Below are 26,226 nucleotides of genomic sequence, written 5' to 3'. Positions count from 1 at the left end.
AGGCACGACCATGCATTTCACTTCCGAACAGCGCCTTGACGACGGCGTCATCGAGCGCGAGTTCACCCTCGGCGGCATTCCCGGCATCTTGTGGACGCCCGAATCCGCCTCCGCGCCGGCGCCGCTGATCCTGTTGAGCCCCCCTCCTCTCGGGCTCCGCAAGGTGTACCCCCGGCTGCTGGCCCGGGCCCGGCATGCCGCGGCGGACGGCTTCGCCTCGGCCACCATCGAACTCCCCGGCAGCGGTGACCGGCCGGTCTGGCCCGCCCTCGACCAGGCCCGCGCCGACCTGCGCCGGGTCCTGCAGGCCGGCGAGCCGGTCGGTGACGAGATCATCGACGCCCTCGTCCTCCCGCTGGTCGAGAAGACGGTCCCGGAATGGCGGACCGCACTGGACGCTCTCCTCACGCTGCCCGGGATCGGCGGCCCCGTCGGGTACTCGGGAGGAGTGATCTCCATCGGCACCCGGCTGGCGGCGGTCGAGCCGCGCATCTCGGCCGCGGTTCTGTACGCCGGGAGTTACATCCCCCGCGTCATCTTCGAGGAGGCCCGCCAGGTCACCATCCCGCTGCACGTCCTGTTGCAGTGGGACGACGAGGGCAACGACCGGCAGGCGTCCCTGGACCTGTTCGACGCCTTCGGCTCCGAGGAGAAGACGCTGCACGCCAACATGGGCGGGCACACAGGCGTTCCGCGGTTCGCGGGCGACGAAGCGGGCAGATTCCTCGCCCGGCACCTGCTGCCGAACGTGATCCGGTGATGTCGGACCGGTTCGCCTGACGGTCATGGGCCTGCTCCGGCAGGCCCATGACCTGAGACACGCTTCGGGCGTGGCCGCTGCCCCCCTGTTGCTGCTGTGGCGTGACGGACCGGTCTGCCGTTTACTTACAGACGTACGGAGAGTCGCCGGCGCTGATCCTGGCATTACTGGTCATCGACCATTCCGATTACTGCCGGATGACCCAGATCCCAGATCCCAGATTGCAGATCCCGGATCCCAGATCGCGTATTACCGCGGCAGGTGAGCTTATGCTGAAGCTTCGAACGTGGGGCACGGCTGTGCTCGTGCTGTCGGTAGTCGCCCTAGCCCTTGTGCTCGGCCGTACGCCGCCCGCCACTTCGGACGCCAACCTGTCCACTGCGGTTTATCTGTCTGATGGTTCTCGGTTTCCGGGGTGGACGCAGTGGAGTGACCGGGATGGTGGGTGGATTGACGGGACTCCGTGGGTTGCCGGGGATTTCAACGGTGACGGGAAGGCGGATCTGGCCACTGTCTGGAACAACGGCGGTTCGAATACGATCACGGTGAGCCTGTCGACCGGTTCGGGTTTCAAGCGCACTCACTGGGCCACGAACGCGGGTGGCTTTATGGATACGACCAAGTGGGCCGCGGGGGATTTCAACGGTGACGGGAAGAGTGACCTCGCCGCGTCCTGGAACAACGGCGGTAACCTGTCCACTGCGGTTTATCTGTCTGATGGTTCTCGGTTTCCGGGGTGGACGCAGTGGAGTGACCGGGATGGTGGGTGGATTGACGGGACTCCGTGGGTTGCCGGGGATTTCAACGGTGACGGGAAGGCGGATCTGGCCACTGTCTGGAACAACGGCGGTTCGAATACGATCACGGTGAGTCTGTCGACCGGTTCGGGTTTCAAGCGCACTCACTGGGCCACGAACGCGGGTGGCTGGATGAATTCGACCAAGTGGGCCGCCGGGGACTTCAACGGCGACGGGAAGAACGACGTCGCCGCGTCCTGGGCCAACGGCGACACGTCTGGACGTGGCGACACGTCCGGGCGTGCGGATTGCCAGAAGGCGGAAGAGCGGTACGCCGGCTATGCCGACAAGGTTCCCCAGTCCGACGCCGACGTCGTCAACGCCGAGCACGCGCTGCTCTACCTCGTGAACGCGGAGCGTACGCAGCGTGGTCTGGCGGCGCTCTGCTACAACGGCCAGCTCGCTCCCCAGGCGCGGGCGCACTCCGACAACTGGGCGACCGGCCCGGATCGATCCTGCCCGTCGCACAACCCTCCGCTGGTATGCGCCCACTGGGACTCCCGAGCGGGATACGCCTGGCCGGAGGATCGCTTCGCCAAGTCGGGCTACGGTCCTACCCTGACGGCGGAGAACACTCAGAACGGTGGCGGCCCGAGCAACGGCCAGAATTTCGTGCCTGCTGGATGGACCTTTGGCACCCCCAAGGTCGCGGTCCACTGGTGGATGAACCACGACCCCGCGAACGGCTACGCCGGTAACGCGCATCGCGCCGCCATTCTCAACCCCAAGTTCAAGGATGCGGGTCCGGGTGCCGGTCGTTACGTGGATTCCTACGGCAACCGCGCGGCGACCTTCACCTTGATGTTCGGAGCCCGCTGATCCCAGCGCGCTCGACGGGCCGGCCGGGTCGGCACAGTCCAGCGGCCCCGGCCCGGCCCTATCGTCAGGCAGGCAGGCGGCCTCCGCCCGGCTCCCCCCAGCTGATCTACGAGGCGCCGTGCGTCCTCGTCGTCCTGGCGATCCAGTCCGCGTACGCGGGCGCGTTAATGTACAGGCCGGGGCCCTCTGTGCACGGCACGTCCGGGACACCCGGGCCCGAGGTGACGCCGATCAGTTCCCAACGGCCGTTCCGGTCCCGCTGGATCTGCGGTCCGCCCGAGTCCCCGTGGCACGCCATCGCCTTGGGGACCGTGCTGACCGTGCACAGCCGCGTCCGGTCCGCGTAGCCCGGCGCGCACTCGGACGGCGCGCCCCTACGGGTGTCCAGCTCCTGGAGCCGGTCCGGGAACGTGAACTCCCCGTCGACGACCGTCCCGAAGCCCAGGAGCCGGGTCGGCGTGCCGGGCGGGCCCGCCTGCTTGGCGATCCTTATCGGCTGCTGCCGGGTGACCGGGCGGTCCAGGCGGATCAGCGCGATGTCGTTCTTGTTGGCGACCTTGTTGTCGCCGTTCACGTACCCGGGGTGCACGAACGTCCGGTCGATCCTCCGGACCGTCCCGCCGCTCTTGCGGTGCTCGCCGCCGACCCGCACGGTTCCGTCCAGCTTGATGGCCTCGCCCTGCACGCAGTGCGCCGCCGTCAGCACCCACTGCCGGTCGACCAGCGACGCCCCGCAGTTCGCGTCCAGCAGACCCTGGTCCGGCGCTGCCATCGGGACGACCGCCATGAACGGGTATCTCTCGGTGGCATCCGACCCGTTGACGATGGCCCCGGCGCTGCCGGCCGTGGCCATCGCCGACGCGCAGGCGGCCGCGACGAGGGCGCCGACGGCGGCGGTCCGGACGGTACGGCGGCGCGGCCGCTTGTCGCTGAACACAGAGGGTTCCCCTTTTGCTTGCTGGATCCGTAGGTGATCAGCCTCGCCATTCGGGGTCTCCCGGACCATCCGGGCATCAGGACGATCGGTGGTGGGGCCAGCCCCCGGAACGACCTGGAGGAACGCGCTATCGGGCGGCCTTGCGCCGGGCGCGGCTCGGTGGAGGAGGGCACGCTCTCCGGCCGGCCCGTCTCGCGCGACATGGCACGGCTCATCGACTACATGAAGTGGGCCTTCGGCGCGGAGGAGCTTGCGTGCCTTGCGGGCGAGGACGGCGCCATCGCCCACGCGGAGGTACGGATCAGCGATCCCGCGGTGATGATGTTCGACGCCCGGCCGGAGTGGCCGCCGCCCCCCGGCTCCCTCCGCCTGAGGTCGCGACGCCCGCGGAAGCCGCCGCACTCGTGGTGAGCCATCTGCCCTCGGGGCAGTCACGCTGTGCTGCCCCGCCTGACTGGCACGGACAGGATTTCCCGGAATGCTTCCGGCGATGAAACGGACCAGTGTTACCGGGGGAGAGGGAAACGTCTTACAGCGGCTGACAGAATGGGAGCCGGCAACTGGGCCTGCGAGTCGTCCCGTTGATCGGGGACTCAGCGGGACGCCTGAGTGCCGGTCGGTAGATTTGTGTGTATTCGGGCGGCCTGGACAGTCAGAGGGCCTCAGATCTCATGGAGGTCAGACGGTGCGGTTCGTCTGTCGGAACTTCGGGCTGTCGGACATGCCGCGGCGCGGTCTTACCTCGCAGGAGGCGCGCCCGGCGGTGCTGCTCCTCGATATCGACGCAGAGCTGTCCATCTGGGAGCAGGCGCGGGAGGTGTGGTCAGAGGGGGCGTTCCCCGTGGCCGAGCTGGCGTACCACCTGGCGCTCTGGCTCCGGAGCCCGGCTGCCGGCCATGAAGACTTCGAGCTCGACTCGATGCAGGCGGAGGAGGGGTTGATCCGCATCGTGCTCTCCGATGGGGGCTGGCGAGTGGGCTCCAACTTGACACCGGACTTCTGGACCTCACCTGTCGCCTGGGACGTTCTCGTAGCAGAGATCAAGCAGTTCGATCGCTCCGTGCGCGAGGGCATTGCCGCGATGGGCGTGGATCCCGCCTTCATCCCGGAGCCCTGACGTTGTTCCGGCCTGGCCGACCGGGTGAATGATCAGGGTGTGGTTGGTGTGATCACCGCGCCTGGACCGTCGTGGATAGCTCCATTTCACCGGGCTGAGCCCTCGCTGTTTCCGCAAGCTGGTGACTGCCCTACGCCGTGAGGGAGCGGACGTGGTCCGGCAATGGGCCGGCCATGGAGCCTTCCGCTGGAGGGCCAGATCCTGTTGATCGCGACTTACTGGTGCGCCGACTTGACGCTATACCAGCTCGGTCCGCTGTTCGGGGCACCTATCCACAACGTCGCGAGGCGGCCTTTATGGCCACCACCTTTCACACCTGCCTGTGGTCCGGTGTCACCGCCGAAAGATCCACTTGAGTCGCTTCTTCTCCGGCGGAGAGGGCTCCTCTCCTTCGATTTCCTCTTCGGTAAGCGTCAACCGGCCAACGTGCACGCGGAAATGCGTCTCGTCCCACCGGAGCTTCACCTGGACCAACCAAGAGCCGTCGACCATACGGAACACGCTCCGCTGAGGCCGGCCTCCCGGGTTCAAAAACCTGGCGATGTAGGCCGGTACGTGAGCAGAGGCAAGTTCTTCCGCCCGTACCTCGGCGGCTTCCCTTCCACCGTCGATGTGCTCACTGACCACCAACTGCCAGCGATGCAGGTAGAGGTCCACTCCCTCGACACGATCCCATGCCTTAGCATCCTCTTCGACGAAGACGTACCAGGAAGACGTGGTCACACCGAACGAGGGTAGCGACCGGCCGCCGCCGGGGCCCCGGTGCGCAGCCAGTCCAATGTCCGCGGCCGTGGCGGTGGCCGGCCAGCTGAAGCTCACCTCCTGGGCCCGCGCCCGCTGGTCCTCCCCGCAGGCACTGGTCCGCGGGCTGGCCACGATGGGCGCCGCCTTCCTGCCCCTCACCCTCGTCCCCACCTCCGGCGGCGCCTGGCGCACCACGGCCCAACTCGGCGCACTCGCGGCGGCCGTCGCCCTGCTCGCCGCGGCCTCCGCGGTGATCTACCCGCTGGAGATGGACACCGTCGTCGCCCTCGCCGGCGGCCGCTGGGTCGCCACCCACTACGGGCTCTACAACACTGTCGCGGGCCTGGGCATCACCCTCGGCAACCTGGCCACCGGCGCCCTCTGGGACCTCGCCACCGCCCACCGCGCCCATGGCTGGTCTGGACGACGCTCACCGCCACCGGCGTCGGCTGTGCCGGCGCCGTCCACGCCCTGGCCCGCACCGGACGCCTCACCGCGACCACACCACCGCCCGCCTGAACTCCGGCCACCCGCAACGAGCAACCGTCTTCGAACGCGGCCGGCCGCAGCCGCCCCAGCACCCCTTGGTGCCCGCTCTCGCCGTGGCCGAAGGGACGGCAGAACGGCCGGCGCAGCCGGGAGACGTCGGTCCGGCCCTGGTCGAGGCCGCCGTCATCGGGCGCCGGCGCCAGTGAGTGGCTGAGCACCTACCGCGCCCATTCCGTGTACCAGGTGCGAAAACAGGGGCTCACCGGGACGAAGCCGCCCCAGTCCGGGTCGATCCGCCAGACCTCGCCCCTCCGAGGGCCGTTCAGGATCAGCCTGCTGTAGATGCCGCAGCCCTCTTCGGCCAGCATGAGCGTGCCCCCGGTCAGCTCACCGGTCAGCTCACCGGTCGGTGCGCCGATCCGGCCGGGCAGCGGTTCGGTGAGGAGGAACGGCTGGGCGAGTCGGCCGGGCAGCCGGTCTGCTTCCCACTCGTCGTCTACCGCCCAGTCCTCGTGGGCCTCCGGGCGCGGCGCGGTCAACGGCATCAACCCGTGGCCGGGCCCGGCGGGCCCGTTGCCCACCTCTGCGACGAAGGACCGGTACTCCGCCGGGAGTTCGATGCCGTGGACTTCTTCGAACGCCCCGATCTCGGCCTCCGGCAGCGCCGGCGCCAGCTCGTACCGGTGCGTATCCGCCCCGAAGTGCGCCCGCCCCGGGTCCCGTGCGGCCATGTCCCGTATCCGAGCCCGCACACCGCCCTCGTCCCAGCTCTCCACCCGCCGACCGTAGCAACGACGTCCGGGCCCGCTCCGCCGCACCTTGGCGCACCGCGGCTCCGACGGGTCACTGCTTCATGGCTGCGCGCGCGTCGTGGATCCGTCCGGTACGGGTGGTGCGGAATGCGCACCGGAACGGGCTGGAGCCGGCTGAAGATGACGGAGCGCTCGTACGGGTGAGGGCGAATCGATTTGGCAGACGACGACTGCGTGGATGACATGGCCGGAGGAGAGAGTGCTTTCGCACTTGTCACTCACGAAGGCAAAGGACAACATCGCCATGCGTCTGCGTGATACTGCTGTCGCCTCCTTGGGCGCCCTCTTCCTGGTCCTGAGCGTTCCTGCCTCCGCCTCCGCCGCGGACGGGCAGTTTCAGTACACGTACAGCGGTCTCGACGGCCGTCCTCAAGTCGCGGTTGTGGACGACCCGGACAGTCGGGAGTGCATCACCCTCCCGGAAGTCGCTGACCCTGCTTCCAGCTCCCCGGCCCATTCCCCGCGCAACCGGACCGACGCATACGCGAAGGTGTTCACCGAGCCGAACTGCACAGGAGACTCGTTCACCCTGCGCCCGCACACCGGGTACGGAAGCGAGCGTCTGAAGCTTCGGTCAGTCATCTTCTCCTGAGGCTGACGCGGACGGGAAGCGGCGTCTGACTGTCCGGTTGTCACGGCCGGGCGCCGCTTCGAGCGCCTGTCGGCGCATCCTTGTCACCACTCAGGTGGTTGGGCCGGGTGCGGGGGTGTCGCCCGCCGGCCGGGGCGCGATGGGTTTTCGTCGTCAGCCCGCCGCGCGAGCGGCCGAGGGCTTCGTCTGGCCCGTCGAAGCGGTCTTTACAGCGTCTCGCGCGCGATCGCTTCAAGAAAGGGTTGCCACGAGGCGGCGGGAAAGGTCAGCGTGGTCCTGCGGGCGGCGTCCTTCGTGTCGCGGACGGCCTGCGTTCGCGACGAGGGTTCGCCGATTTCAACGCAGTTGTTGTCCCGCCCGCTGTAACTGCTGACCGTCCAGCGAGTTTCCTCCCGAGGGGGAAGCGGAATCGGCGGCCTGGGTATCATGATCTATTTTCCTTGATGAGCTCCCCGATAAACGAGCGGGAAGCCGAGGGGGAGAGAGCTGCGGCTGTGAACACCGACCAAACCTGCATGTAGACCTGCACGTCGCACACTTGTTCAAGTAGCGTACCGCCGCTCGTGTGCTCCAGCCAGACCACATCGATCGCTGCCTCGCCCCTGAAGCGAAACAGGCTGAACGGGACGTACTGGTCGATAGGTAGGCGTGCCTTGAGGGGCAGTACTTGGAGCATGACGTTCGGGCGCCGCCCCGCCTCGATGAGGTAGCGAAGCTGTTCGCTCGCCTCCGTGCGGGGGCCGGGGATGCGGTGCAACGTGGGCTCGTCGATCACGACGTTCAGGCGGAACCCGGGGTGGTTGTCCAGCAGTTCCTTCCGCCTCATTCGTGCCTGCACGAGGGGCTCGACTTGGTCGGCCGGCTTCACGGCGGTGAAGAGTCGCCGCATGTATGCCTCTGTCTGAAGGAGGCCCGGGATGACGGACGGCTCGTACTCCCGGACAAGTTCCGAATCCGCCTCCAGCGTGAGGTAGTCCTTCAATGCCCCGTGCAGGAGCGGGCCCTGTGAGGTCCACCAGTCGACCTTGTGGATGTCCTTCGCCAGCTGCTTGAGGCTTCGACGGTGGCTCTCGTCGGTGACCCCGTACAGGTCGAGCAGGATGGTCAGGTCGATCGGTCTGATGCCGCGCTTGCCGTTCTCGATCTGGGAGATCTTGGGCTGGCCGCACTCCAGGCGGTCGGCCACTTCCGAGACGGTCAGCTCCTGGGCCCGGCGCAGGCGTCGCAGCTCGTTGCCGAGGCGCTTACTCCGCATGGTGGGCATGTCGCTCTGAGGCATGGCTGCATGATGGCCCACCTGTCGGGATGCGCACAGCTGTCATATGCCAACTCACTCGTTCGTGAACTACGTCGTAGGAATAGTTGCCTAAGGGAAGTCGGAGGGTCCAGTATCGCCACCATCACACAGCGCACTCGCGGCGTGACCCGAAGTCCGCCTCTGCCCTGGTGCGTTGCGCTGCCCGCGCTTGGAGCTGCGATGACCCTCTCCGTGCACGACATGAAGCTTGAGATGTCGCTCGCCCTCGTCCCCTCGCCGACGAAGCTGCCGCAGGTGCGCAGTTTCGTGCGGTTGCAACTGCGCTGGTGGGGGCTGGAGGAGGGCGTGGTGGACGACGCGTTGGTGGTCGTCGGTGAACTGCTCGCGAACGTGGTGAAGCACGTGGGGGAGGGGGAGTGCGGGCTCGCGTTGCGGGTGGGGGACGGGGTGTTGCACGTGCGGGTGCGGGACGGGTCGTCGGTGTTGTCGGCGGTGAAGTGGCCGTCGGCGTACGGGGTGCGGGAGTGTGAGGAGGGTCGGGGGTTGCTGATCGTCGACCGGCTCACCGGTGGTGCGTGGGGTGCGGAGCGGTCACCCGGCGGGGGGAAGGTCGTCTTCGGCCGGTTGTCGTTGGGCGTCGAGCGGGACGCGTCGCACTGGCACGCCTTCTATTGGGCCGGGTCCGGTCTCCCCACGCGGGGTGAGGAGACCGACCCCGACTCCTCCAAGCCGCCCGCCGTCAACGACGCCTCCGCCGCATGGGTGCGCAAACCCGCCTCCCTCCACGCCGGTCAGCTCGCCGACATCGCCGCGTGCGTCGCCTGGCTGGAGGCGCGGCTGGCCGACGATCGGCCGGTGGCGCGGATCCCGGCGCGCTCGCTCGTCGGGTACGCGCAAGGGGAACTCGACCACGGCCTGCGCAAGTTGCCCTTGCAGTGGTCGACCCTCGACGGGCGGATCGTCCGCCTCATGCTGCTCGCCTGCCCCAGCCGCAGCCGCGCCTTTCGCTGCCCGGGGCCGGTGGCATCATGAAGCGGACCGTCGGAAGGCTCGTCGGGCATTGCCGGCATCTCGACGGGTGGGAGGCGGCGGGTGGCCAGGAGCGGTGTCGGGTGTGTGGCACCCGTCGGTTCACCGACTACGGCGCTCTGCGGCCCCGTGAGCTGCCGCCCGTCGTCGAGTCGTCTCCGGAAGACGCCGTGCGGGCGGACCGCGCCGCGGCCACCGTCATCGCCCGTACCGTGCGCCACCTGAGCCGCTGGGGGCGCAGTCGGGCCGAGTTCTGGCTGCCTGCGGCTCAGCCGACGGCGTCGAGGGCCGGGGTGATCAGCGCGAACGCACGGTCCAGGAGGTCCGCGGGATCCTCCGCGCCCTCGCTGTCGCTCCAGCGCCTCAGGACGGCGTCGAAAGCGGTGAGGGCCATTCCGGCGGCCATGCGGGGATAGAGGTCGATCTCGGGGTCGAGGCCGTGGCGGCGGCCGAGTTCGGCGGCGAGGTGGTCGCGCCACTCGGCCTGCCGCTCCAGGAAGCGGGCCAGCAGGGCGGGGGTGCGCAGGATCAACTGCACCACGCGCAACGCTCGTTCCGAGTGACCCGCGCAGGCGGCGACCGGTACCCAGACGGCGTGCCGGAGGGCCGTGGACGGGGGCTCGCCGGCCGGGCGGGCGGTGAGCTCGGCGTGGATGCCGGTGCCCATGTCGGCCAGGAAGCGGACGACGACGTCCTCCTTGGACGCGAAGTAGCGGAAGAACGTCCGTTTCGACACGCCGGCGGCGGCCCCGATCTCGTCCACCGTCACCGCGTCGAACCCCTTGGTGGCCAGCAACTGAAGCGCCGCCTCCGACAGTTCGTCCGAGACGAGCCGGCGTTTGCGCTCGGCGAGGCTGAGGGCGGCGGGGGTGGCCGGCGCGGGTGTGGGTGCAGGGTCGGGGCTCACGGCGTCATCGTACCGGCCGGGTGCCGCACGCGTCACTCGGTGACATCTTGACACCGAGTGACATGCGCGGCAGCGTGTGTCTCATGACAAAGGAGCAGCGGCAGTGGACCGCCGACCGGATCCCGGAGCTCGACGGCCGGGTGTTCGTCGTCACCGGAGCCAACAGCGGGCTGGGCCTCGCGACCACCCGGGCGCTCGTCCGCCGGGGCGGGCACGTGATCCTGGCCGTCCGGGACGTGGAGAAGGGGCATCAGGCGGCCGTCGACGCCGCCGCCGGGCGGCCGGGCGCGGAGCCCGAGGTACGTCACCTGGACCTGGCCGACCCCGACTCGGTCCAAGCCTTCGCCGACGGCGTGCGGGCCGACCACGCCCACCTCGACGTGCTCGTCAACAACGCCGGGGTGATGGCGCTGCCCCGCGAGCTGACCCCGTGGGGGCACGAGCGGCAGTTCGCCTGCAACCACCTCGGCCACTTCGCGCTCACCGGGCTGCTGCTCGACCTGCTGGCCGCCGGGCGCGACCCGCGCGTCGTCACGGTCAGCTCGGTCAACCACCGCAAGGCGGGCCTGGACTTCGACGACCTCACCGGCGAGCGCCGGTACTCGCCGATGGGCGCCTACAACCAGTCGAAGTTCGCCAACGCGGTCTTCGGCCGGGAGCTGCACCGCCGGCTGACCGACGCCGGCAGCCCGGTACGCAGCCTGCTCGCGCACCCCGGCTACACGGCCAGCGGCCTGCAGATGAAGTCGTCGAGCGCGCTACAGCGCTTTCTCCTCGGCCGCGTCGGCAACGCGCTCCTCGCCCAGCGGCCCAAGCAGGGCGCACTGCCGCAGCTGTACGCCGCCACGGAACCGGGGCTGGAGGGCGGCCTGTTCATCGGGCCTTCCGGCGCGGGCGAACTGCGCGGTGACCCGAAGGAGGTCGTCCTCGCCCCCGCCGCCGCCGACTCCGCCACCGGCCGCCGCCTGTGGGAGCTGTCGGAACGGGCGACGGACGTGCGGTACGCGTTCCCGGCCGCGGTGTGACCGGTGGCGGCGGCGCGCCGGGCGGGCGCCCGGGGCCCCGGGGCGCCGCTCACTCCTTCGGCAGCCGCTCCCGTGCCCACAGCTTGACGTCCTTCCACTCCCGGGAGAGGGAGAGTGCCTCGAAGACGTCCCGCCCGTCGTCCTCCGCCTTCGCGACGGCGTCGGCGAGGTCCGGGGTGCGGCTGAGGAAGAGGGGGTCGCGGGCGCGGACGACGAAGCGGACGGCCAGGAACGAGACCGGGGGTTCGGGGATGACGCGGCCGTGGTGGTCGGCGATCTGGTCGCCCACCGGGAACTTGCCGAACATGACCCCGACGGGGGTGTAGAGGTTCTTCAGGGCCCAGTGCGGCCAGGCCAGCAGCTCCCGGCCGACCCCGGAGACCACGATGTTCTCGCACATCAGGGTGGCCTGCCGGCGGTCGGCCTGGGTCCGCAGCCACTCCGCGGACAGCACCCCGGCCTCGAACACCGCCGCCTCGACGTCCGCCGCGTCCCCGGCGGCCTCGTACATCGTCCAGTGGGTCAACTCCCGCTCCACGGACGGCGCGAGGTACGGGCAGTGGGCGGACATCGCGTCCACGTACGCCGTGACGTCCACCGTCGTCGGGGCGGGGGTCCGGGCCTCGACGAGGCGGAGGCCCGGGGCGGCAGCGCCGGGTGGCGTATCGACCGGTTCGTGCTCGTCGGTGTGCGCGGTCGTCGTCATGTAAGGGGCACCTCCCAGGGGCTCCAAGGGCTGAGGCACGGGGTCAGGCCCGCCGACCGGCCGCGCGGGCGGGCGGGACGGTCAGCAGCGGCTTGTAGTACCCCTCCGGGTACGGCTCGCCGACCGGCCGGCCCTCGGCCTCGACCCAGGCGTGGGCGGCGAAGGGGTGGGTGCGCACGCCGGTGCACCAGGTGGGCCAGACGCCGCGGGCGCTGCACAGCAGCGCGGTGGCGATGGAGCGCTGGAGGCAGTTCTGGCCCGCGCAGCGCATGCTCACCGCCACGACCTCCTCGCGCGCGGCCGCCGCCTGCGCGGCGCGGGCCGGTGCCGCCCCGCGGCGCGCGAACTCCAGGACGGCGCGCAGCCGCGCGGGGGAGAGCCGGGCGAGCGGCCGCGCGGCCCCGACGGCCAGGAGCGGCAGGGCGCGCCGGATCAGGGGGAGCCGGTGCCGCTCGGCCAGGGCCATGGTCTGGCTCACGAGCCCGCCGCCACCGTCAGCCGGGCGGCGGCCAGCCGGCCGAGCACGGCGTCGACGTCGGCCGCGGCCCGCTCCTCGGGGATGCCGTGGGTGGCGGCGAGGCCGGCGGCGACGGCCTCGGGGGTGTCCCCGTCCAGCAGGCGGTGGAGGACGTGGCTGCCGGTGGTGTTGAGCTGCCAGTAGCGGCCGGTGCGCTGGTGCAGCAGGACGGTGCCGTCGTCGGTGTCGGTCATGGAGACGTCGGGGTGGAGGCGCATGCGCATGGTTCAGCCCTTCCGGGGTGCGGTGCCGGTGCGGTCGGGGGTCGGCGCGGTGCTGTACGTGGCGGTGCTGTACGTGGCTGTGCACGCCGGTGTTGTGCTGCCGGTGGCCGCGCCGGCCGCAGCCCGCAACCACGTCTCGCAGCCGATCAGGTTCTCCAGCGCCTGCGGCAGCGTGGTGTCCTGCTGCGGGAGCGCGAGCTGCCGCCGGAGCTCCGCGGGGTCGATCAGGCCGCGGGCCGCCAGCTCGGAGCCGTCGAACAGGTCCAGGATCGCGGGCAGGTTGGCCCGCAGGCCGCGGCGGACGTCCTCGCCGAACTCGCCCTTCGTCGACCGCGTCCGGATCGGATCCGGCACGACGCCGCGCATCGCGTCGGCCAGCAGGGGCTTGTACCGCCAGGGCCCGGCATGCTCGTGCACCGGCACCCGGAGCACGGCGTCGACGACGGTGTCGTCCAGGTAGGGCATGTCCAGCGCGACGCCCGCCTCGGCGTACATCCGGGACAGCAGCCGGTAACCCGACGTGTTGGAGCGGACCATGAGGAGGAGGGAGTGGGCGGCCAGGCCGCCGGCGAGGGGCCGGGCGCGGTCGGCGGTGCGGCGCAGCAGCGTACGGGCCAGGTCGGTGCCGTCGGCCGTCGTCCAGGGCGCCGCCCGCATGGGGCCGAGCCCCCAGCCCAGCACCGGGCGCCGCTGGGACGGCCGGGGCGCGGTCAGTTCGTCCGCCTGGGCACGCCACCACGCGTCGTGCGCCCCGGGGTCGGCGACCTCGGCGAGCGTCGCCCGCAGCGGCCAGCGGGTGAGCGCGCAGTACGCCCGGACGTGCTTGAGGGCGGCCAGCGGCCGGGTGCGCATGAGGTCGTGCAGGTAGGCGGGGGTGGGGGAGAAGAGCTCGTCGCCGCCGTGCCCGGCCAGGTGGCGGCGGGCGCCGTGGTCGGCGAGAAGCCGGGCGCTCCGGCGGATCCGGGCGGTCGCCCGGGTCAGCGAGATGGGCTCCTCGGCGGAGACCGCGGTGCCGGGCTCCGCGAAGACGGCGGGGAGTTCGTGCTGCGGGACGACCAGGTGCTCGGCGCGGTCGAGCAGCCGGGCGGCGCGGCCGGCGTAGACGGTGTCGTCGTTGCCCGCCTCGGCCTCGGCCCAGCGGAAGGTCAGCAGGCCGGGGGTGTGCCGGGCGGCGAGGAAGGCGAGGGACGTGGAGTCCAGGCCGCCGGACAGGTCGGTGCTCAGCCGGCCCGCGTGCGGCGGCCGCCGGTCGACCACGGCGGTCAGGGCGTCGCGTACCGCCGGGATCCCGTCGCGGAGCGAGTGGTCCGGCTCGGGCGCGCGCCACCAGACCGTCTCGCGTTCCCGGTCGCCGTCCCACAGCAGGCAGTGGTCCGGGGCGAGCGCGTGCACGCCGGACCAGGCGCTGCGCGCGTTCGCCGGGTAGGGCACCTGGAGGCCGCAGGCGACGCGCAGGGCGAGCGTCTCCTCGTCCACCCCGCTCCCGGTCATGGCGGCGAGGACGTCGGAGCGGTCGGCGGCGACGGGTATCCCGTCGACGCGGGTGCGGAAGAGGCGGCGGAGGCCGGAGTGGCTGCCCTGGGAGCGGACGCCGCCGTTCACCGACGCCAGGACGTGGCAGGAGCCCAGCAGCGCGGGCAGGTGGCGGTCGAGGTCGGCGGGGCGGGTGAGGGCGGCGGCGACGCGTTCCAGCCGGGCGGCGTCGGCTGGTGTGGAGCCGAAGACCGCCAGGCGCACGCCGCCCGCCGCGGCGACCAGCACGTCGTCGTGCCACCGGCCGACCAGCCACGGGCGTCCGGAGGCGTGGGTGAGGACCCGGGCGTCCGCGAACGGCACGAGCGGGCGGACCGCCGCGCCGCCGGCGGTGTCCGGCAGGACCGTGAATCCGGCCGTCGTGTCTGTCATTACGTCGTCCCCGTCGTCCCCGTCGTCCCTGTTGTCCCCGTCGTCCTTGTCGTCTCCGTCATCCCTGTTGTCCCTGTTGTCCCCCGGGAGGGTCGGAGGAGCCGGGCTCCGCTCGCGCGGACGCCCGACTCCGTACCACGACCTACCAGTTGTAGTTGAAGAACCAGTCGGGCGACCGGCCGCTGGAGCCCAGCGTGTCCTCGGAGAACTCGCCCACCTCGACCAGCGTCGGCGGAATGTACTCCGCGGGCGCCTGCGTCTGCTCGGACTGCTCGTTCATGACAACCTCCCCTGTTTGCATGGGTAATTGAGTAGCGGTGACGGAAGGTAGCACCGGCCCCGGCGGCCTCCTGTGACCTGCGTCGCACCGCGGGCGGGGCGGAATGCCGGAATGGCGGTGGAGTGGCTGGGCGGCATATGCGCGAGGCGGTAAACGGAGGTGCAAGAAAACGCTCGGTATGTGGTGTGCGTCATTCCGGCGGTCACGCGGTGTCGTTGAATAGGGAAATGATTCGCATTCACATACTGAGCGTTTTCCGTGGTCCCGACGGTGCGGGCGGGAACCCGCTCGGCGTCGTTCTCGACGGAGCGTCCGTCCCCGGTGCGGAGCGGCGGCAGGCGCTCGCCGCCGAACTCGGCTTCAGTGAGACGGTGTTCGTCGACGACGCGGAGCGCGGGGTCGTCGACATCCGCACGCCCAGCGTCGTGTTGCCGTTCGCCGGGCACCCCCTCATCGGCGTCGCCTCGCTGCTCCCGGACGTGGACGTGCTGCGGCCGCCCGCCGGCGAGGTGCCGGTGCGCCGCGACGGGGACGTCATCCGGATCGCCGGCCGGCCCGAGTGGGCTTCGGGCCGGCGCATGGAGCGGTACGCCTCCGTGGCGGAGGTCGACGCGCTGCCCGCGCCGCCGCCCGGCGAGGGCTGGCTCTACGCCTGGGCCTGGGAGGACGAGGCGGCGGGCCGGGTACGGGCCCGGGCCTTCCCGCGCCGGGGCGACGCCATCGCGGAGGACGAGGCGACGGGCGCCGCCGCCCTCGTCCTCACCGCCGAACTCGGCCGCGCCCTGGACATCCGGCAGGGCGTCGGGTCGCGGATCGTGACGCGGCCGCTGCCGGACGGGACGATCGAGGTCGGCGGGCGGGCCGAGGTCGTGGAGGAGCGGGTGGTGTGACGGACGGTCGGGCTCGGAGAGGGGCCTGTCAGGCTGCCGCCTCGTCCGGGTGGCCGCCGCGTACGGCGTCCAGGTACTCCGCTATCGCGTCCCGGTTCCGCTCCAGGCACTGGATGCGGGCCGACATGCGGTCCCGCTCCCGCTCCAGCGTGCCGAGCATCTCCGGGGTGGCGTCGGAGAAGTAGATGTTCCGCGGTTTGTCGAGGCAGGGGAGGATCTGCTTGATGATGCGGGTCGGGAGCCCGGCGTCGAGCAGTCCTCTGATCTGGAGGACGCGGTCCACGAAGCGTTCGTCGTACTCGCGGTAGCCGTTCGCGGACCGGCCGGCGGCGATCAGCCCCTGCTCCTCGTAGTAACGCAACAGGCGGCGGGACGTGCCCGTGCGTTCCGCCAGCTCTCCGATGCGCATGTGATCCCCCTTGTGGTCGGTCTGCACGTTTCCCGTAACGGCCGCGGCCGTGCTCAGACTTCCTGCTCCGGCCAGCCCAGCAGCCGTGCCCCGATGACCGCCGTCTGGAGGGTGTACCGGTGCAGCGGGTCGGCCGGGTCGGTGCCGGTGTAGCGGTGGACGCGCTCCAGGCGGTACGTGAGGGCGCGCACGCTCAGGGAGAGCCGGCGGGCCGCCTCGGCGGCCGTACAGCCCGCGTCGAAGTAGACGCTCAGCGTCTCCAGCAACGGCTCGGCACCGCCGCGCGCCTGCCGGAGCGGGCCGAGCGTGGACCGGACGAGGTCGGCCATCGCCTGCCGGTCCCGGGTGAGGACCGGGAAGACCAGCAGGTCCTCGGCGCGCAGCACGGGTCCTGGCAGGGCCATCCGCTCGGCCAGGTCGAGGGCGTTGAGGGCCTCCTCGTACGAGCGGGCGACGCCGCCCGGGCCCGGCTGGGGACGGCCGACGGCCACGCGGCCGCGGCCGCCCGCCGCTTCGAGGGCGCGCTCGGCGAAGAAGTCGACGAGGTCGCGCCCCTCGCCCGGGGCCACGCAGACCAGCCGGCCGGACTTCGTCGCCAGCAGAACGCGGTGCTCGTCGAAACGCGCGCCGAGGGCGGCCTCCACCTGTCGCGCGGCGCGGTGCAGATCGCCGAACGGCTCGGGGCCGGCCGCCACGGCGACCGCCTGGGTGTGGGCGAGGCGCAGCCCGACGTGCTCGGCGCGCTCCGCCAGCCTGCCCAGGTCGCCGCGCCCGTGCAGCAGGTCGTCGATGAACTCGCGGCGGGCCGCCTCCTCCTGGCGGACGGCGAGGCGCCGCGCCCGCTCGTAGCCGTCGGCGAACGCGTCCACGGCCTGCTCCGTCGCGGCGAGGACGCCGTCCATGACGGCCCGCGCGTCACGGCTTCCGGTGGTGAGAGGGAGGGCGGAGGTGAGGGCGCGGGTGGCGGAGAGGTGCGCGCCGATCAGCGTCCGCAACCCGTACGGGCCGCGCGCGGCGCGTTCGCCCAGCGCGCGCCGGGAGTCCAGCTCCTCCCGGCGGAGCCGGCGGCCGGTGGCCGAGGCTTCGAGGAGGATGTCGGCGTAGCCCGTCACGTAGTGGTCGGGTGTTTCCTCCCATGTGCCGGGTGATGCCTCCCGTGTCACGTCCCCTCCCGCTTTCTTGGCGCGTCCCTGACGATTCCCTGACGCGCCCGGTCGAAGGATCAGGGTGACAGACGCTCCTCGGGGCCCTGGCGGCCCGGGTCCCGGAACGCCGGGCTCCGTCGAAGTGGGGGCGGGTGCGGCAGCGAACGGGGCTTGAAGATTGCCGGGTTCCGGCAGTGCGTTTCGACGTCGTCGCAGGTCACCATCGGCCGGGGGGGAAACGGGGTGACCTTGGTGCCCGGTCCCGGCAATGAGCCGGGGCCGGGCACCAAGGCCCGGCCGCCGGTCTCCGCCCGCTCACCGGCCCGCCGCCGTCGGCGGCCGGTTGCCGCTCAGGAAAGCGCGACCGCGCTCGCACGACCGCAAGAAAGAAGCACCCATGAACGTGTCCGGCCTCGGCCATTCGTCCGCACGCTCCCGGCCGGGAAACGGGCGTCCTCGGAGCCGAGGCGGGGTGTGCGTGCGATGAACGAGCTGATCTTCCGGGGCAAGGACAGGTACCGCCCGAGCGGGGGGCGCCTTGTGGTCATCCTGCTGATCTTCACCGGCGAACTGGCGGCACTCGAGCGACAGGCGGGCGCAGTGGGCTTCCGCTGGGCGCTCGCCGGGACGGCCGTGCTCATCGTCTTCGCGGTCCTCTATGCGCGCCGGTGCCGGACGGTGGTCGGGTCGGCGGGCATCACCACCTCGTCGGGGCTCGGGCGCGGCCGGACCTATCCCTGGCACGAGATCCGGTGGATCGACGTGCGCGAGATCGGGGTGGGGGCGGAGAAGACCCGCGCGGTCCGGGTCACGCTCGCGGACGGGCGTCGCCGTACCCTGCACGGCCTTCACCACAGTTACTTCTACCCCGCCCCCGACTTCGACGTGGCCTACCGGCAGGTCGTCAACTGGTGGGAGTCCGCCACGGGTCCGGCCGACCGGGGCCGGCCGCCGCTGCGGTGGCGGGACCGGGTGACGCCCAGGGTGTTCGGGATGATCCTGGGGGCCGTGCTGGTGGTCGTCGGGCTTGTCGTCGTCCTGCTGGGGAGCTGAGACCGGCCGGCGCCCGCCGTCCGCCGTCCGGCGCCCCCCTCACGCACTCAGCGGGAACTCCTCGCCGAGCTGTCGGAACACCGCCGTGTTGAACGCGAAGGCGCGCCGGCACTCCGCGACGACCTGCTGTTTCTCCAGGTCGTCCAGCGGCAGCGCGTCCAGCAGTTCGCGGTACCGCCGCTTGAAGGCCGCGGGGTTGCCGATGCCCTCGAAGACGTAGAAGCGGACGCCGTCGCCCTTGCGCTCGAAGCCCCAGGTCTTCTCGGCGGTGCCGCGGATGGCCTGGCCGCCGGAGAGGTCGCCGAGGTAGCGGGTGTAGTGGTGGGCGACGTAGCCGGCGGGCCAGTCGCGGGCGCACTCCTCGATCCGGGCGGCGTACGCCTCGGTGGCGGGCAGGGCCGCCAGCCCGGTACGCCACTCGGGGCCGCCCAGGTGCGCGAGGTCGCGTTCGAGCTGCCCGGTGCGGGCCAGCTCGGGGTGGAGGAAGGGGCCGGCGACGGGGTCCTCGGCGAGGAGCGGGGCGGCGGCCTCCAGGGCCCGGTAGACGAACCAGAGCTGCTCGGTGTAGCGGCGGTAGGCGGTGATGCCGAGCCGGCCGCCGAGCAGGTCGCTCATGAACGACGAGTTCTCGGCCTCGGTGTGCTGTGCGTGGGAGGCCGTGCGGATCAGCGTCGAGAACGGGGTGAGCGGGTTCGTGTCGGGCGAGTCCACGGCGGACCTCCGGTGACGAGGGGACGGGAGCGACGGGCGAGCGACGAACAACCGGTCCACGAGGCGCCGAAGCGTCCCGTGAGCCGATTGTCTGTGGTTAGGCTTACCTAAGTCAATCGTTTTCCCGACGCACTGTCGGAAAGACGATACCGCCGTCGCCGCTCCCGCGGGAGGGGCCGTCCTGGTCGTCCTGGTCGTCCTGGCCCTCCTGGCCGTCCTGGTCGTCCTGGTCGGTCTACGGGAGGGTGAGGATCTCCGCGCCCGTGTCCGTCACCACCAGTGTGTGCTCGAACTGCGCCGTCCGCTTCCGGTCCTTGGTGACGACCGTCCAGCCGTCGTCCCACATGTCGTACTCGTACGTGCCCAGCGTCAGCATCGGCTCGATGGTGAACGTCATCCCGGGCTGGATCAGGGTGTCGTGGTGCGGGCTGTCGTAGTGCGGGACGATCAGGCCGGAGTGGAAGGACGAGTTGATGCCGTGGCCAGTGAAGTCCCGGACCACGCCGTAGCCGAAGCGCTTGGCGTACGACTCGATGACGCGGCCGATGATGTTGATCCGGCGGCCGGGCTTGACCGCCTTGATCGCCCGGTTCAGCGCCTCGCGGGTGCGCTCCACGAGCAGGCGGGACTCCTCGTCCACGTCGCCGCAGAGGTACGTCGCGTTGTTGTCGCCGTGCACGCCGCCGATGTAGGCCGTCACGTCGAGGTTGACGATGTCGCCGTCGCGCAGCACCGTCGAGTCGGGGATGCCGTGGCAGATGACCTCGTTCACCGAGGAGCAGAGGGACTTGGGGAAACCGCGGTAGCCGAGCGTCGAGGGGTAGGCGCCGTGGTCGCACATGAACTCGTGCGCGACCCGGTCGAGCTCGTCCGTGGTCACGCCGGGCGCGATGTGCTTGGCCGCCTCCTCCATCGCCTGCGCGGCGATGCGGCCCGCGATCCGCATCCGCTCGATCGTTTCGGCGTCCTGGACCTCGGGTCCTGCGTACGGGGTGGGCGCTTCCTTGCCGACGTACTCGGGGCGCGGGATCGACGCGGGTACGGGGCGGGCGGGAGAGAGTTTCCCGGGGACGAGAAGTGACTGGCCAGACATGCCTGCGAGTGTAGTCACGGCCGGTCGGGGAGCATGGGGGCGAGAGGTCGCGGAGGACCTGCGAAGGAGGAGACATGGCCCTGTTCAAGAGGCGCACGACGGGCAAACCGGGCGAGTGGTACTACTGCCTGGAGCACAAGACGGTCGAGGAGGGCCCGCAGTGCCGCGCCGCCGACCGCTTCGGCCCGTACGCCTCCCGCGAGGAGGCGTCGCACGCCATGGAGACGGCGCGGGAGCGCGAGGAGGAGTGGCGGCAGGACCCGCGCTGGAACGACGGGCGGGGCGGCGAGGGCGGGGAGGCGTAGGGGGAGGGGCATCCAGGGGCTTCCGGGGGCTTCCGGGGGGGGGCTTTCGGGGGAGGTCCGATTCGTTCAAGAGAACGGCGGCGGCCGGCGGCTAGCGTCGCCGCCATGAACAGCAACGACAGGGAATCGCGCCACATCGGCATCCGTATCGAGCGCACCGCCGACGACGTCTACACCTACGCCTCGGACCCGGCCCACCTGCCCGCGTGGGCCCTCGGCCTGGGGGAGACGATCGAGAGGACCGGCGACGGCCGGTGGGTGGCCGAGTCCTCGCCGATGGGACGGGTCGTGGTCGACTTCGCGCCGCGCAACCCCTGGGGCGTGCTCGACCACGACGTGACGCTGCCGTCGGGCGAGACCGTTTACAACCCGGTGCGCGTGATCGCCGACGGGAAGGCGGCCTGCGAGGTGGTGTTCACCCTGCGGCGGCAGGAGGGGATGAGCGACGCGGAGTTCGAGCGGGACGCGGGGATGGTCGTCGCCGATCTGGAGAGGCTGAAGGGGCTGCTGGAGTCCGCGTAGCGCGAGGGCGGGGCCGGGGCGGGGGCCGGGGGTCCCCCGGCCCCGCCCCGGTCGCTACGCAGCCTCCGCGACCTCCGTGGGCCGCGCCGCCCGGCGTTCGCGCATGCGGACCGCGTGTTCGTCGGTGCGCTGGTCGTAGGAGATCAGCTTGGGCAGCGCCAGGGCCAGCAGGCCGACCGAGGCGACGCAGGCCAGGCCGCCCGCCCAGATCGAGGCGCGGACGTTGGTGAGGGCGGCCATGCCGCCGGCGCGGACCTGGCCGAGCTGCGGGCCCACCGAGTACGAGAGCAGCTCGATGCCCGCGAGCCGGCCGCGCAGTTCGTCGGGGATGGTCTGGTCCCACATGGCCGAGCGGAACAGGCCGCTGACCGTGTCCGCCGCGCCGGCCAGCGCCAGCATCGCCAGCACCAGCCAGATGTTGCCCATCCAGCCCGCCAGCGCCATCGCCGCGCCCCACGCGAGCGCCGCGCCGACGACCATCCGGCCGTGCCGGTGGACGTGCGAGACCCAGCCGCTGGTCAGGCTGACCAGCAGCGAACCGATCGCGGGCGCCGCGTACATCAGGCCGAGCGCCCAGCGGGCGTGCAGGTCGTCGGCGAGGAACGGGAAGACCGCGTTGGGGAAGGCGAAGAACATCGCCGCCATGTCGATGGCGTAGGTGCCGAGGAGTTCCTTGCGGCTCCAGGCGTAGCGGGCGCCCTCCAGGATGCCGCGCATCGACGGCTTCTCCGCGTCGCGCGCGGGCGGGGAGGCGGCCAGGCCGATGGTGAACAGGACCGAGACCGCGTACGAGGCGACGTCCAGGGCGTAGGCCCACTGGAGGCCGCCGAAGGCGATTATCACGCCCGCGAGCGACGGTCCCGCGATGGCGCCGACCTGCCAGCGCATGGTGTTCAGGGCGATGGCGGCGGGGAGTTGCTCGTGCGCGACGATACGCGGCACGATCGACTGCAGGGCCGGGCGCTGGAGCCCGGTGAGCGCGCTGACCAGGCCGGCGACCAGGTACAGCGGCCAGACGAGCGGGTGCGGCAGCAGGGTGTTGAGCAGCAGCAGGCCGCTCAGCACGCCGAGTCCCGCCTCGGTCCAGAGGATCAGCTTGCGGCGGTCGAGGGCGTCCGCGAGGGCGCCGCCCCAGAGGCCGAAGACGATCAGCGGGACGAGTTCCACCGCGCCGATCGCGCCGACGGCGAGCGTCGAGCCGGTGAGCTCCTTGAGCTGCACCGGGAGGGCCACGAAGGTCAGGAAGCTGCCGAAGACGGTGACGAGCCCCGCCATCCACATCCGCCGGAAGTCGCGCGAGGAGCGCCACGGGGTCAGGTCGGGCAGGAGGGCCCGCAGCCGGCCCGCGGTGGAGGGCGTGGCGGGTGCCGCGGCGGGGGGTTCGGGAGAGGGAGTGGAAGGGTCGAGCTCGGTCACGGGGGTCCATGGTCCGTGGCCGTAGTGGTACGAGCAAACGTTTTTCCTCTGCTGCCTCGCGGGCCGGGAGCGCCAGAAGGAGCGCAGGGGACGGAGCGGATGGAAGGGGTGAAGGTGGGTGAAGTCGCGGAATGTCGCGAAAAGCCCACGATGGGACGGGAGTTTGCGGTGGGCGGCTGAGCTCCGCTGCCCAGGAGGGCGGCCGCGGGCGTGGTGGGTGACGCGGCGGCGGTGCGTGACCGTTCTCACGCGGGAGCCGGGGCCCGCCGACGGGGACGAGGAGCGGGCCGAGTGCCGGGGAGGCGCCTTACGCGCCCGGAGGCGCCGCGCGAGCCCGGTCACCAGGGATCCCGGGGGTGTGGCTGGTCTGGGCGCGGCTGTCTCGGGGACGGCTGTGGCGAATACGGTTCGCCCGGGTACGCCGCGTCCGGATACGCCGCGCCCAGGTTCGGCTCGCCCGGATACGCCGCGTGCGGGGTCAGCTCACCCGGATACCCCGCGTCCGGGCAGGGCTCCGGGGGAGCCGCCGAGAGCTGGGCGGCCAGCCGGGAGAGTCCGTCGCGGAAGCGGCGCCCGGGCGGTACGTCCTCGCCCGCGGCCGCGCTGACCAGGTGCTGGACCGTGTCCAGGTCCAGCCCGGCCGAGGCGGGTGCCGCCAGCACCTCGTGCGCGAGGGCGCGCACCTCCCGGCCTCCCTCGCCGGGGGAACCGCCGTCCAGCGCGAGGACCGTCGCCCCACCGCGCCGTACGCCGTCCACCCGCTCCAGCAGCGACTCCCCGGGCGGCGGCCCGCCCTGCGGGACCACCACCAGCAGCGTCCGGCCGCGCCCGGCGCCACCGGCACGGTTCAGCCGATCCAGCCGGTCCAGGCCCGTCGCCAGATGCGCCGGGGCGCCCGGCGGCACCCGGTGGCGGACGAGCGTGGGGTGCAGCTCGGGGCGGCCGGCGCGGGCCGCCTCCTCGTCCAGGTGCGCCGCCAGGTGCCAGGGTTCGTACTCCGCCGTCCCGACGAGCAGCAGGCCCCCGCCGTGCGCCCGTGCCGACCGGCGCAGCGTTCTCGCGAAACGGCGCGTGTCCCGCAACCAGTCGGTCCCGGCGAGTACTTCGCGCAACAGCGCGACACGCACAGCGTCCATGGCTCACCATCCTGCCGCGACGAACCGGGTGAAAAACGGGGAAGCGGCCCGGCTCACCCGTTCGTGCCCCGGCTCTCCCGCGCCTGGCGGTGCCCGCCGCGGCCCGCGACGGGCGTGACAGTATCGCTGTCATGACGACTTCCGCTGACACTTCCGCTGCCACAACAAAGCCCGCGGCCAAGGACCCTTGGGACCTTCCGGACGTCTCCGACCTGGTGGTCGGCGTCCTTGGCGGCACCGGTGACCAGGGGCGCGGCCTCGCCTACCGGCTGGCCAAGGCCGGCCAGCGCGTGATCATCGGCTCCCGCGCCGCCGAGCGCGCCGAGACCGCCGCCGCCGAACTGGGGCTCGGCGTCGAGGGCGCTGACAACGCCGAGTGCGCCCGGCGCAGCGACGTGGTGATCGTCGCGGTGCCGTGGGAGGGCCACGGCAAGACGCTGGAGGCGCTGCGCGAGGAACTCGCCGGGAAGCTCGTGATCGACTGCGTGAACCCGCTCGGCTTCGACAAGCAGGGCGCCTACGCGCTGAAGCCGGAGGAGGGCAGCGCCGCCCAGCAGGCCGCCGCCCTGCTGCCGGACTCCCGGGTGACGGCCGCCTTCCACCACCTGTCCGCCGTCCTGCTGTCCGACCCGGCGATCGAGGAGATCGACACGGACGTGATGGTGCTCGGCGAGAAGCGGGCCGACACCGACATCGTCCAGGCGCTGGCCGCCCGCATCCCGGGGATGCGCGGCGTCTTCGCGGGGCGGCTGCGCAACGCGCACCAGGTGGAGTCGCTGGTCGCCAACCTGATCTCGGTCAACCGGCGCTACAAGGCGCACGCGGGGCTGCGGGTCACGGACGTCTGATCGCCGGGTCCGCCGGGTCCCGCTGGCGGGCGGGTGCCCGCGGGGGGCGGGGTGGCCGTGGAGGCGCGGGGCGGCCGTGGGGCCGCCGAGGGGCATGGGGGACAATGACCGGGATCGTACGCACTCGCGCCGGATCACCGTTCACGTTCCCCGTCCCCGGACAGGAGCCGTTCCCCATGCCCCGCCTCGCCCTCTACGCCCTCACCGTCTGCGTCCTCGCGGTGGCCGCGGCCGTCGTCTCGTTCACGCGGGGCAGCTGGATCGGCGCCGTCTGGATCCTGCTGGCGGGTGTGGCCTTCAACATGGGCTGGTTCTACATCCGCAAGCAGAAGATGGACCGCGAGGCGGAGCGGGCGGCGGCCGCCGCGGAGTGAGGCGGCCGGGCGGGGCCGCTGGTCAGCCGCCCAGGTAGCAGGCCCAAGGGTTGTCCGCGGGCGGCACGCAGCCCGGGGCGTCCCAGAACTCGAACAGCCGCCGTCCCCACGCCGCGTCGAACGCGTCGACGTTCAGTACCTGCATCACGTCGTAGACCAGGTCACGAAAGGCGTTTCCGACCTCCGGGATCATCAGGAATCCGAACAGCGCCAGGAACCCGAACGGCGCGAACGGCTCCACCTGCCGGCGCACCCCCGGCGACAGCCAGGGCTCCACGATCCCGTAGCCGTCCAGGCCCGGGATGGGCAGCAGGTTGAGGAGCGCCGCCGAGACCTGGAGCAGCACCATGAAGGCCAGGGCGTAGCGGAAGGCGGTCGGGACGCCGTCGAGCGCGCCCAGCCAGAACGGCGCCGCGCAGACGACCGCGAACAGGACGTTCGTCAGCGGTCCTGCCGCCGAGATCAGGCTGTGCTTCCAGCGGCCGCGGACGCGGTGCCGCTCGATGAAGACCGCGCCGCCGGGGAGGCCGATCCCGCCCATGATCACGAAGATCACGGGGAGGACGATGCTCAGCACGGCGTGCGTGTACTTGAGCGGGTTGAGGGTGAGGTACCCCTTCGCCCCGACGGTGATGTCGCCGCCGTGCAGGGCGGTGCGCGCGTGCGCGTACTCGTGGAGGCAGAGCGAGACGACCCAGCCGGAGACGACGAACAGGAACACGGCGAAGCCGGGGCTCGCCGCGTAGTCGGTCCACACCGCCCACATCGACACCGCCATCACGGCGACGAGGGCGAGGAAGACGGGGCTCACGCGCCGCTCGGCGTGCGTCGCGTCGGATGCCATGGCTCTGCGCTCCAGAGGTCTGCGTCGGGTGGCCGGAGGCTCCGGCGCGGGGGGTACCGGCAGGACGGTACTTGGTCGCGCCGGAAAGTCGTAACGCCCGCGGAGCCCGAGCGGGGACAATGACCCGGTGCGTTACGGCATCCTCGGCACCACCCAGGCCCATACCGACGACGGGCGGCCCGTCGCCCTCGGCGGCGCGCGGCTGCGCGCGCTGCTCGCGGCGCTCGCCCTCCACCCGGGGCGGGGGCACGCCTCCGGCACGCTCATCGACCTCGTCTGGGGCGACGAGCCGCCGGCCGACGCGCCGGGGGCGCTCCAGGCGCTCGTCGCGCGGCTGCGGCGGGCGCTCGGCACCGGCGCGGTCGAGTCGGTGGCGGGCGGCTACCGGCTGGACGCCCGGCCCGACGACGTCGACCTGCACCGCTTCCAGCGGCTCGCCGACGAGGGCGAGCGGTCGCTCGCCGACGGCGACCCGGTGAAGGCGGCCGGGCTGCTGGAGGACGCGCTCGCGCTGTGGCGCGGGCCCGCCCTGTCCGACCTGCCCGGCCACGAGGCGCTCGCC

32 protein-coding genes and 3 pseudogenes are annotated in these 26,226 nt (G+C 71.9%); 17 read left to right on the top strand and 18 right to left on the bottom strand.

Annotation, left to right across the window (positions count from 1 at the left end):
- The first annotated feature begins 10 nt into the window (after window positions 1-10).
- Both JNW98_RS06135 and JNW98_RS06130 read left to right on the top strand, forming a co-directional pair.
- Window positions 11-760 carry a dienelactone hydrolase family protein gene (locus JNW98_RS06135; RefSeq protein ID WP_223767040.1) on the top strand — a complete coding sequence of 250 codons (750 nt, stop codon included), beginning with the start codon at window positions 11-13 and terminating at the stop codon, window positions 758-760.
- A 269-nt stretch (window positions 761-1,029) separates the two neighbouring features.
- Window positions 1,030-2,376, top strand: coding sequence for an FG-GAP-like repeat-containing protein (locus JNW98_RS06130; protein ID WP_223767039.1), 1,347 nt, complete (start codon window positions 1,030-1,032; stop codon window positions 2,374-2,376).
- 106 nt (window positions 2,377-2,482) lie between these two features.
- Here JNW98_RS06130 and JNW98_RS06125 read toward each other — a convergent pair whose 3' ends face one another.
- Window positions 2,483-3,313: a S1 family peptidase gene (locus JNW98_RS06125; protein ID WP_223767038.1), complete on the bottom strand. Its 831-nt coding sequence runs from the start codon at window positions 3,311-3,313 to the stop codon at window positions 2,483-2,485.
- A gap of 33 nt (window positions 3,314-3,346) precedes the next feature.
- Between JNW98_RS06125 and JNW98_RS06120 the strand changes: the two genes are divergently transcribed.
- From JNW98_RS06120 to JNW98_RS06110, 3 genes and pseudogenes are all read left to right on the top strand, one after another.
- Window positions 3,347-3,724, top strand: coding sequence for a VOC family protein (locus JNW98_RS06120; protein WP_223767037.1), 378 nt, complete (start codon window positions 3,347-3,349; stop codon window positions 3,722-3,724).
- Window positions 3,725-3,998: 274 nt separating this feature from the next.
- Window positions 3,999-4,430 carry a DUF7878 domain-containing protein gene (locus tag JNW98_RS06115; protein ID WP_223767036.1) on the top strand — a complete coding sequence of 144 codons (432 nt, stop codon included), beginning with the start codon at window positions 3,999-4,001 and terminating at the stop codon, window positions 4,428-4,430.
- A 39-nt stretch (window positions 4,431-4,469) separates the two neighbouring features.
- Window positions 4,470-4,694 (top strand): annotated as a pseudogene (locus tag JNW98_RS06110) (helix-turn-helix domain-containing protein); the annotation flags it as partial.
- Between the two features lie 69 nt (window positions 4,695-4,763).
- On the opposite strand, the gene JNW98_RS06105 reads toward JNW98_RS06110, so the two are convergent.
- Window positions 4,764-5,153, bottom strand: coding sequence for a hypothetical protein (locus tag JNW98_RS06105; protein WP_223767097.1), 390 nt, complete (start codon window positions 5,151-5,153; stop codon window positions 4,764-4,766).
- A gap of 55 nt (window positions 5,154-5,208) precedes the next feature.
- Here JNW98_RS06105 and JNW98_RS06100 point away from each other — a divergent pair, with 55 nt between their 5' ends.
- A complete protein-coding gene (locus JNW98_RS06100; RefSeq protein ID WP_372459174.1) occupies window positions 5,209-5,877 on the top strand; it encodes a hypothetical protein in 669 nt (222 codons plus the stop codon).
- Between the two features lie 4 nt (window positions 5,878-5,881).
- Here the strand turns inward: JNW98_RS06100 and JNW98_RS06095 are convergent, their stop codons facing one another.
- Window positions 5,882-6,439: an SMI1/KNR4 family protein gene (locus JNW98_RS06095; protein WP_223767035.1), complete on the bottom strand. Its 558-nt coding sequence runs from the start codon at window positions 6,437-6,439 to the stop codon at window positions 5,882-5,884.
- Between the two features lie 280 nt (window positions 6,440-6,719).
- Between JNW98_RS06095 and JNW98_RS06090 the strand changes: the two genes are divergently transcribed.
- The gene (locus JNW98_RS06090; RefSeq protein WP_223767091.1) at window positions 6,720-7,067 is read left to right on the top strand and encodes a hypothetical protein; all 348 of its coding nucleotides are present in this window, start codon (window positions 6,720-6,722) and stop codon (window positions 7,065-7,067) included.
- Window positions 7,068-7,273: 206 nt separating this feature from the next.
- Here the strand turns inward: JNW98_RS06090 and JNW98_RS06080 are convergent, their stop codons facing one another.
- Both JNW98_RS06080 and JNW98_RS06075 read right to left on the bottom strand, forming a co-directional pair.
- Window positions 7,274-7,495: a DUF397 domain-containing protein gene (locus JNW98_RS06080; RefSeq protein WP_223767034.1), complete on the bottom strand. Its 222-nt coding sequence runs from the start codon at window positions 7,493-7,495 to the stop codon at window positions 7,274-7,276.
- Window positions 7,492-8,346 (bottom strand): helix-turn-helix domain-containing protein, encoded by an 855-nt coding sequence (locus tag JNW98_RS06075; protein ID WP_223767033.1) that lies wholly within the window; start codon window positions 8,344-8,346, stop codon window positions 7,492-7,494. Before JNW98_RS06075 ends, JNW98_RS06080 begins: the two co-directional genes overlap by 4 nt.
- 198 nt (window positions 8,347-8,544) lie before the next feature.
- On the opposite strand from JNW98_RS06075, the gene JNW98_RS06070 reads away from it, so the two are divergent.
- Both JNW98_RS06070 and JNW98_RS36825 read left to right on the top strand, forming a co-directional pair.
- Window positions 8,545-9,357, top strand: coding sequence for an ATP-binding protein (locus JNW98_RS06070; protein ID WP_223767032.1), 813 nt, complete (start codon window positions 8,545-8,547; stop codon window positions 9,355-9,357).
- A pseudogene (locus tag JNW98_RS36825) lies at window positions 9,354-9,566 on the top strand (DUF6255 family natural product biosynthesis protein); the annotation flags it as partial. The gene JNW98_RS06070 and the pseudogene JNW98_RS36825, both read left to right, overlap by 4 nt.
- Before the next feature lie 56 nt (window positions 9,567-9,622).
- Here JNW98_RS36825 and JNW98_RS06060 read toward each other — a convergent pair.
- Complete coding sequence (locus JNW98_RS06060) at window positions 9,623-10,261, bottom strand: acyl-CoA-like ligand-binding transcription factor (RefSeq protein WP_223767031.1); 639 nt, start codon at window positions 10,259-10,261, stop codon at window positions 9,623-9,625.
- 83 nt (window positions 10,262-10,344) lie between these two features.
- On the opposite strand from JNW98_RS06060, the gene JNW98_RS06055 reads away from it, so the two are divergent.
- A complete protein-coding gene (locus tag JNW98_RS06055) occupies window positions 10,345-11,286 on the top strand; it encodes an oxidoreductase (protein ID WP_223767030.1) in 942 nt (313 codons plus the stop codon).
- Window positions 11,287-11,335: 49 nt separating this feature from the next.
- Here the strand turns inward: JNW98_RS06055 and JNW98_RS06050 are convergent, their stop codons facing one another.
- The 5 genes from JNW98_RS06050 to JNW98_RS06030 form a co-directional block, all read right to left on the bottom strand.
- On the bottom strand, window positions 11,336-11,992 hold the full coding sequence (locus JNW98_RS06050; RefSeq protein ID WP_223767029.1) for a DUF6875 domain-containing protein: 657 nt from the start codon (window positions 11,990-11,992) through the stop codon (window positions 11,336-11,338).
- A gap of 43 nt (window positions 11,993-12,035) precedes the next feature.
- A complete protein-coding gene (locus tag JNW98_RS06045; RefSeq protein ID WP_372459173.1) occupies window positions 12,036-12,470 on the bottom strand; it encodes a lasso peptide biosynthesis B2 protein in 435 nt (144 codons plus the stop codon).
- Window positions 12,467-12,733 carry a lasso peptide biosynthesis PqqD family chaperone gene (locus tag JNW98_RS06040; protein ID WP_223767028.1) on the bottom strand — a complete coding sequence of 89 codons (267 nt, stop codon included), beginning with the start codon at window positions 12,731-12,733 and terminating at the stop codon, window positions 12,467-12,469. The genes JNW98_RS06045 and JNW98_RS06040 overlap by 4 nt, the downstream gene beginning before the upstream one ends.
- Before the next feature lie 3 nt (window positions 12,734-12,736).
- On the bottom strand, window positions 12,737-14,638 hold the full coding sequence (locus JNW98_RS06035; RefSeq protein ID WP_504754401.1) for a lasso peptide isopeptide bond-forming cyclase: 1,902 nt from the start codon (window positions 14,636-14,638) through the stop codon (window positions 12,737-12,739).
- A 142-nt stretch (window positions 14,639-14,780) separates the two neighbouring features.
- The gene (locus tag JNW98_RS06030) at window positions 14,781-14,918 is read right to left on the bottom strand and encodes a lasso RiPP family leader peptide-containing protein (protein ID WP_223767027.1); all 138 of its coding nucleotides are present in this window, start codon (window positions 14,916-14,918) and stop codon (window positions 14,781-14,783) included.
- A gap of 227 nt (window positions 14,919-15,145) precedes the next feature.
- Here JNW98_RS06030 and JNW98_RS06025 point away from each other — a divergent pair, with 227 nt between their 5' ends.
- Complete coding sequence (locus tag JNW98_RS06025) at window positions 15,146-15,808, top strand: PhzF family phenazine biosynthesis protein (protein ID WP_223767026.1); 663 nt, start codon at window positions 15,146-15,148, stop codon at window positions 15,806-15,808.
- A gap of 28 nt (window positions 15,809-15,836) precedes the next feature.
- Here the strand turns inward: JNW98_RS06025 and JNW98_RS06020 are convergent, their stop codons facing one another.
- Both JNW98_RS06020 and JNW98_RS06015 read right to left on the bottom strand, forming a co-directional pair.
- Complete coding sequence (locus JNW98_RS06020; RefSeq protein WP_223767025.1) at window positions 15,837-16,217, bottom strand: MerR family transcriptional regulator; 381 nt, start codon at window positions 16,215-16,217, stop codon at window positions 15,837-15,839.
- A gap of 53 nt (window positions 16,218-16,270) precedes the next feature.
- Window positions 16,271-17,380 carry a PucR family transcriptional regulator gene (locus tag JNW98_RS06015; RefSeq protein WP_223767024.1) on the bottom strand — a complete coding sequence of 370 codons (1,110 nt, stop codon included), beginning with the start codon at window positions 17,378-17,380 and terminating at the stop codon, window positions 16,271-16,273.
- Between the two features lie 465 nt (window positions 17,381-17,845).
- On the opposite strand from JNW98_RS06015, the gene JNW98_RS06010 reads away from it, so the two are divergent.
- Window positions 17,846-18,415: a PH domain-containing protein gene (locus tag JNW98_RS06010; RefSeq protein ID WP_223767023.1), complete on the top strand. Its 570-nt coding sequence runs from the start codon at window positions 17,846-17,848 to the stop codon at window positions 18,413-18,415.
- Window positions 18,416-18,454: 39 nt separating this feature from the next.
- Here the strand turns inward: JNW98_RS06010 and JNW98_RS06005 are convergent, their stop codons facing one another.
- A complete protein-coding gene (locus tag JNW98_RS06005) occupies window positions 18,455-19,126 on the bottom strand; it encodes a biliverdin-producing heme oxygenase (RefSeq protein WP_223767022.1) in 672 nt (223 codons plus the stop codon).
- Window positions 19,127-19,361: 235 nt separating this feature from the next.
- Window positions 19,362-20,219 (bottom strand): type I methionyl aminopeptidase, encoded by an 858-nt coding sequence (map, locus tag JNW98_RS06000; protein WP_223767021.1) that lies wholly within the window; start codon window positions 20,217-20,219, stop codon window positions 19,362-19,364.
- A 74-nt stretch (window positions 20,220-20,293) separates the two neighbouring features.
- Here map and JNW98_RS05995 point away from each other — a divergent pair, with 74 nt between their 5' ends.
- Both JNW98_RS05995 and JNW98_RS05990 read left to right on the top strand, forming a co-directional pair.
- A complete protein-coding gene (locus JNW98_RS05995; RefSeq protein ID WP_223767020.1) occupies window positions 20,294-20,524 on the top strand; it encodes a hypothetical protein in 231 nt (76 codons plus the stop codon).
- A 105-nt stretch (window positions 20,525-20,629) separates the two neighbouring features.
- Window positions 20,630-21,046: an SRPBCC family protein gene (locus JNW98_RS05990; RefSeq protein WP_223767019.1), complete on the top strand. Its 417-nt coding sequence runs from the start codon at window positions 20,630-20,632 to the stop codon at window positions 21,044-21,046.
- A gap of 54 nt (window positions 21,047-21,100) precedes the next feature.
- Here JNW98_RS05990 and JNW98_RS05985 read toward each other — a convergent pair whose 3' ends face one another.
- Both JNW98_RS05985 and JNW98_RS05980 read right to left on the bottom strand, forming a co-directional pair.
- A complete protein-coding gene (locus JNW98_RS05985) occupies window positions 21,101-22,462 on the bottom strand; it encodes an MFS transporter (protein ID WP_372459172.1) in 1,362 nt (453 codons plus the stop codon).
- A gap of 515 nt (window positions 22,463-22,977) precedes the next feature.
- A pseudogene (locus tag JNW98_RS05980) lies at window positions 22,978-23,598 on the bottom strand (hypothetical protein); the annotation flags it as partial.
- A gap of 131 nt (window positions 23,599-23,729) precedes the next feature.
- Here JNW98_RS05980 and npdG point away from each other — a divergent pair.
- Window positions 23,730-24,446, top strand: a complete 717-nt coding sequence (gene npdG, locus JNW98_RS05975; RefSeq protein WP_223767018.1) for an NADPH-dependent F420 reductase — start codon at window positions 23,730-23,732, stop codon at window positions 24,444-24,446.
- A 176-nt stretch (window positions 24,447-24,622) separates the two neighbouring features.
- Window positions 24,623-24,820, top strand: a complete 198-nt coding sequence (locus JNW98_RS05970; RefSeq protein ID WP_223767017.1) for a hypothetical protein — start codon at window positions 24,623-24,625, stop codon at window positions 24,818-24,820.
- Between the two features lie 22 nt (window positions 24,821-24,842).
- Here JNW98_RS05970 and JNW98_RS05965 read toward each other — a convergent pair whose 3' ends face one another.
- Window positions 24,843-25,664 carry a site-2 protease family protein gene (locus tag JNW98_RS05965; RefSeq protein ID WP_223767016.1) on the bottom strand — a complete coding sequence of 274 codons (822 nt, stop codon included), beginning with the start codon at window positions 25,662-25,664 and terminating at the stop codon, window positions 24,843-24,845.
- A 127-nt stretch (window positions 25,665-25,791) separates the two neighbouring features.
- On the opposite strand from JNW98_RS05965, the gene JNW98_RS05960 reads away from it, so the two are divergent.
- On the top strand, window positions 25,792-26,226 hold a 435-nt coding region (locus JNW98_RS05960; RefSeq protein ID WP_223767015.1), incomplete at its 3' end, for an AfsR/SARP family transcriptional regulator.

Source organism: Streptomyces huiliensis (assembly GCF_020037025.1).
GTDB lineage: Bacteria > Actinomycetota > Actinomycetes > Streptomycetales > Streptomycetaceae > Streptomyces > Streptomyces huiliensis.
The sequence above is the reverse complement of the archived record's forward strand: the minus strand, read 5'-3'. Positions and strand labels throughout refer to the sequence as shown.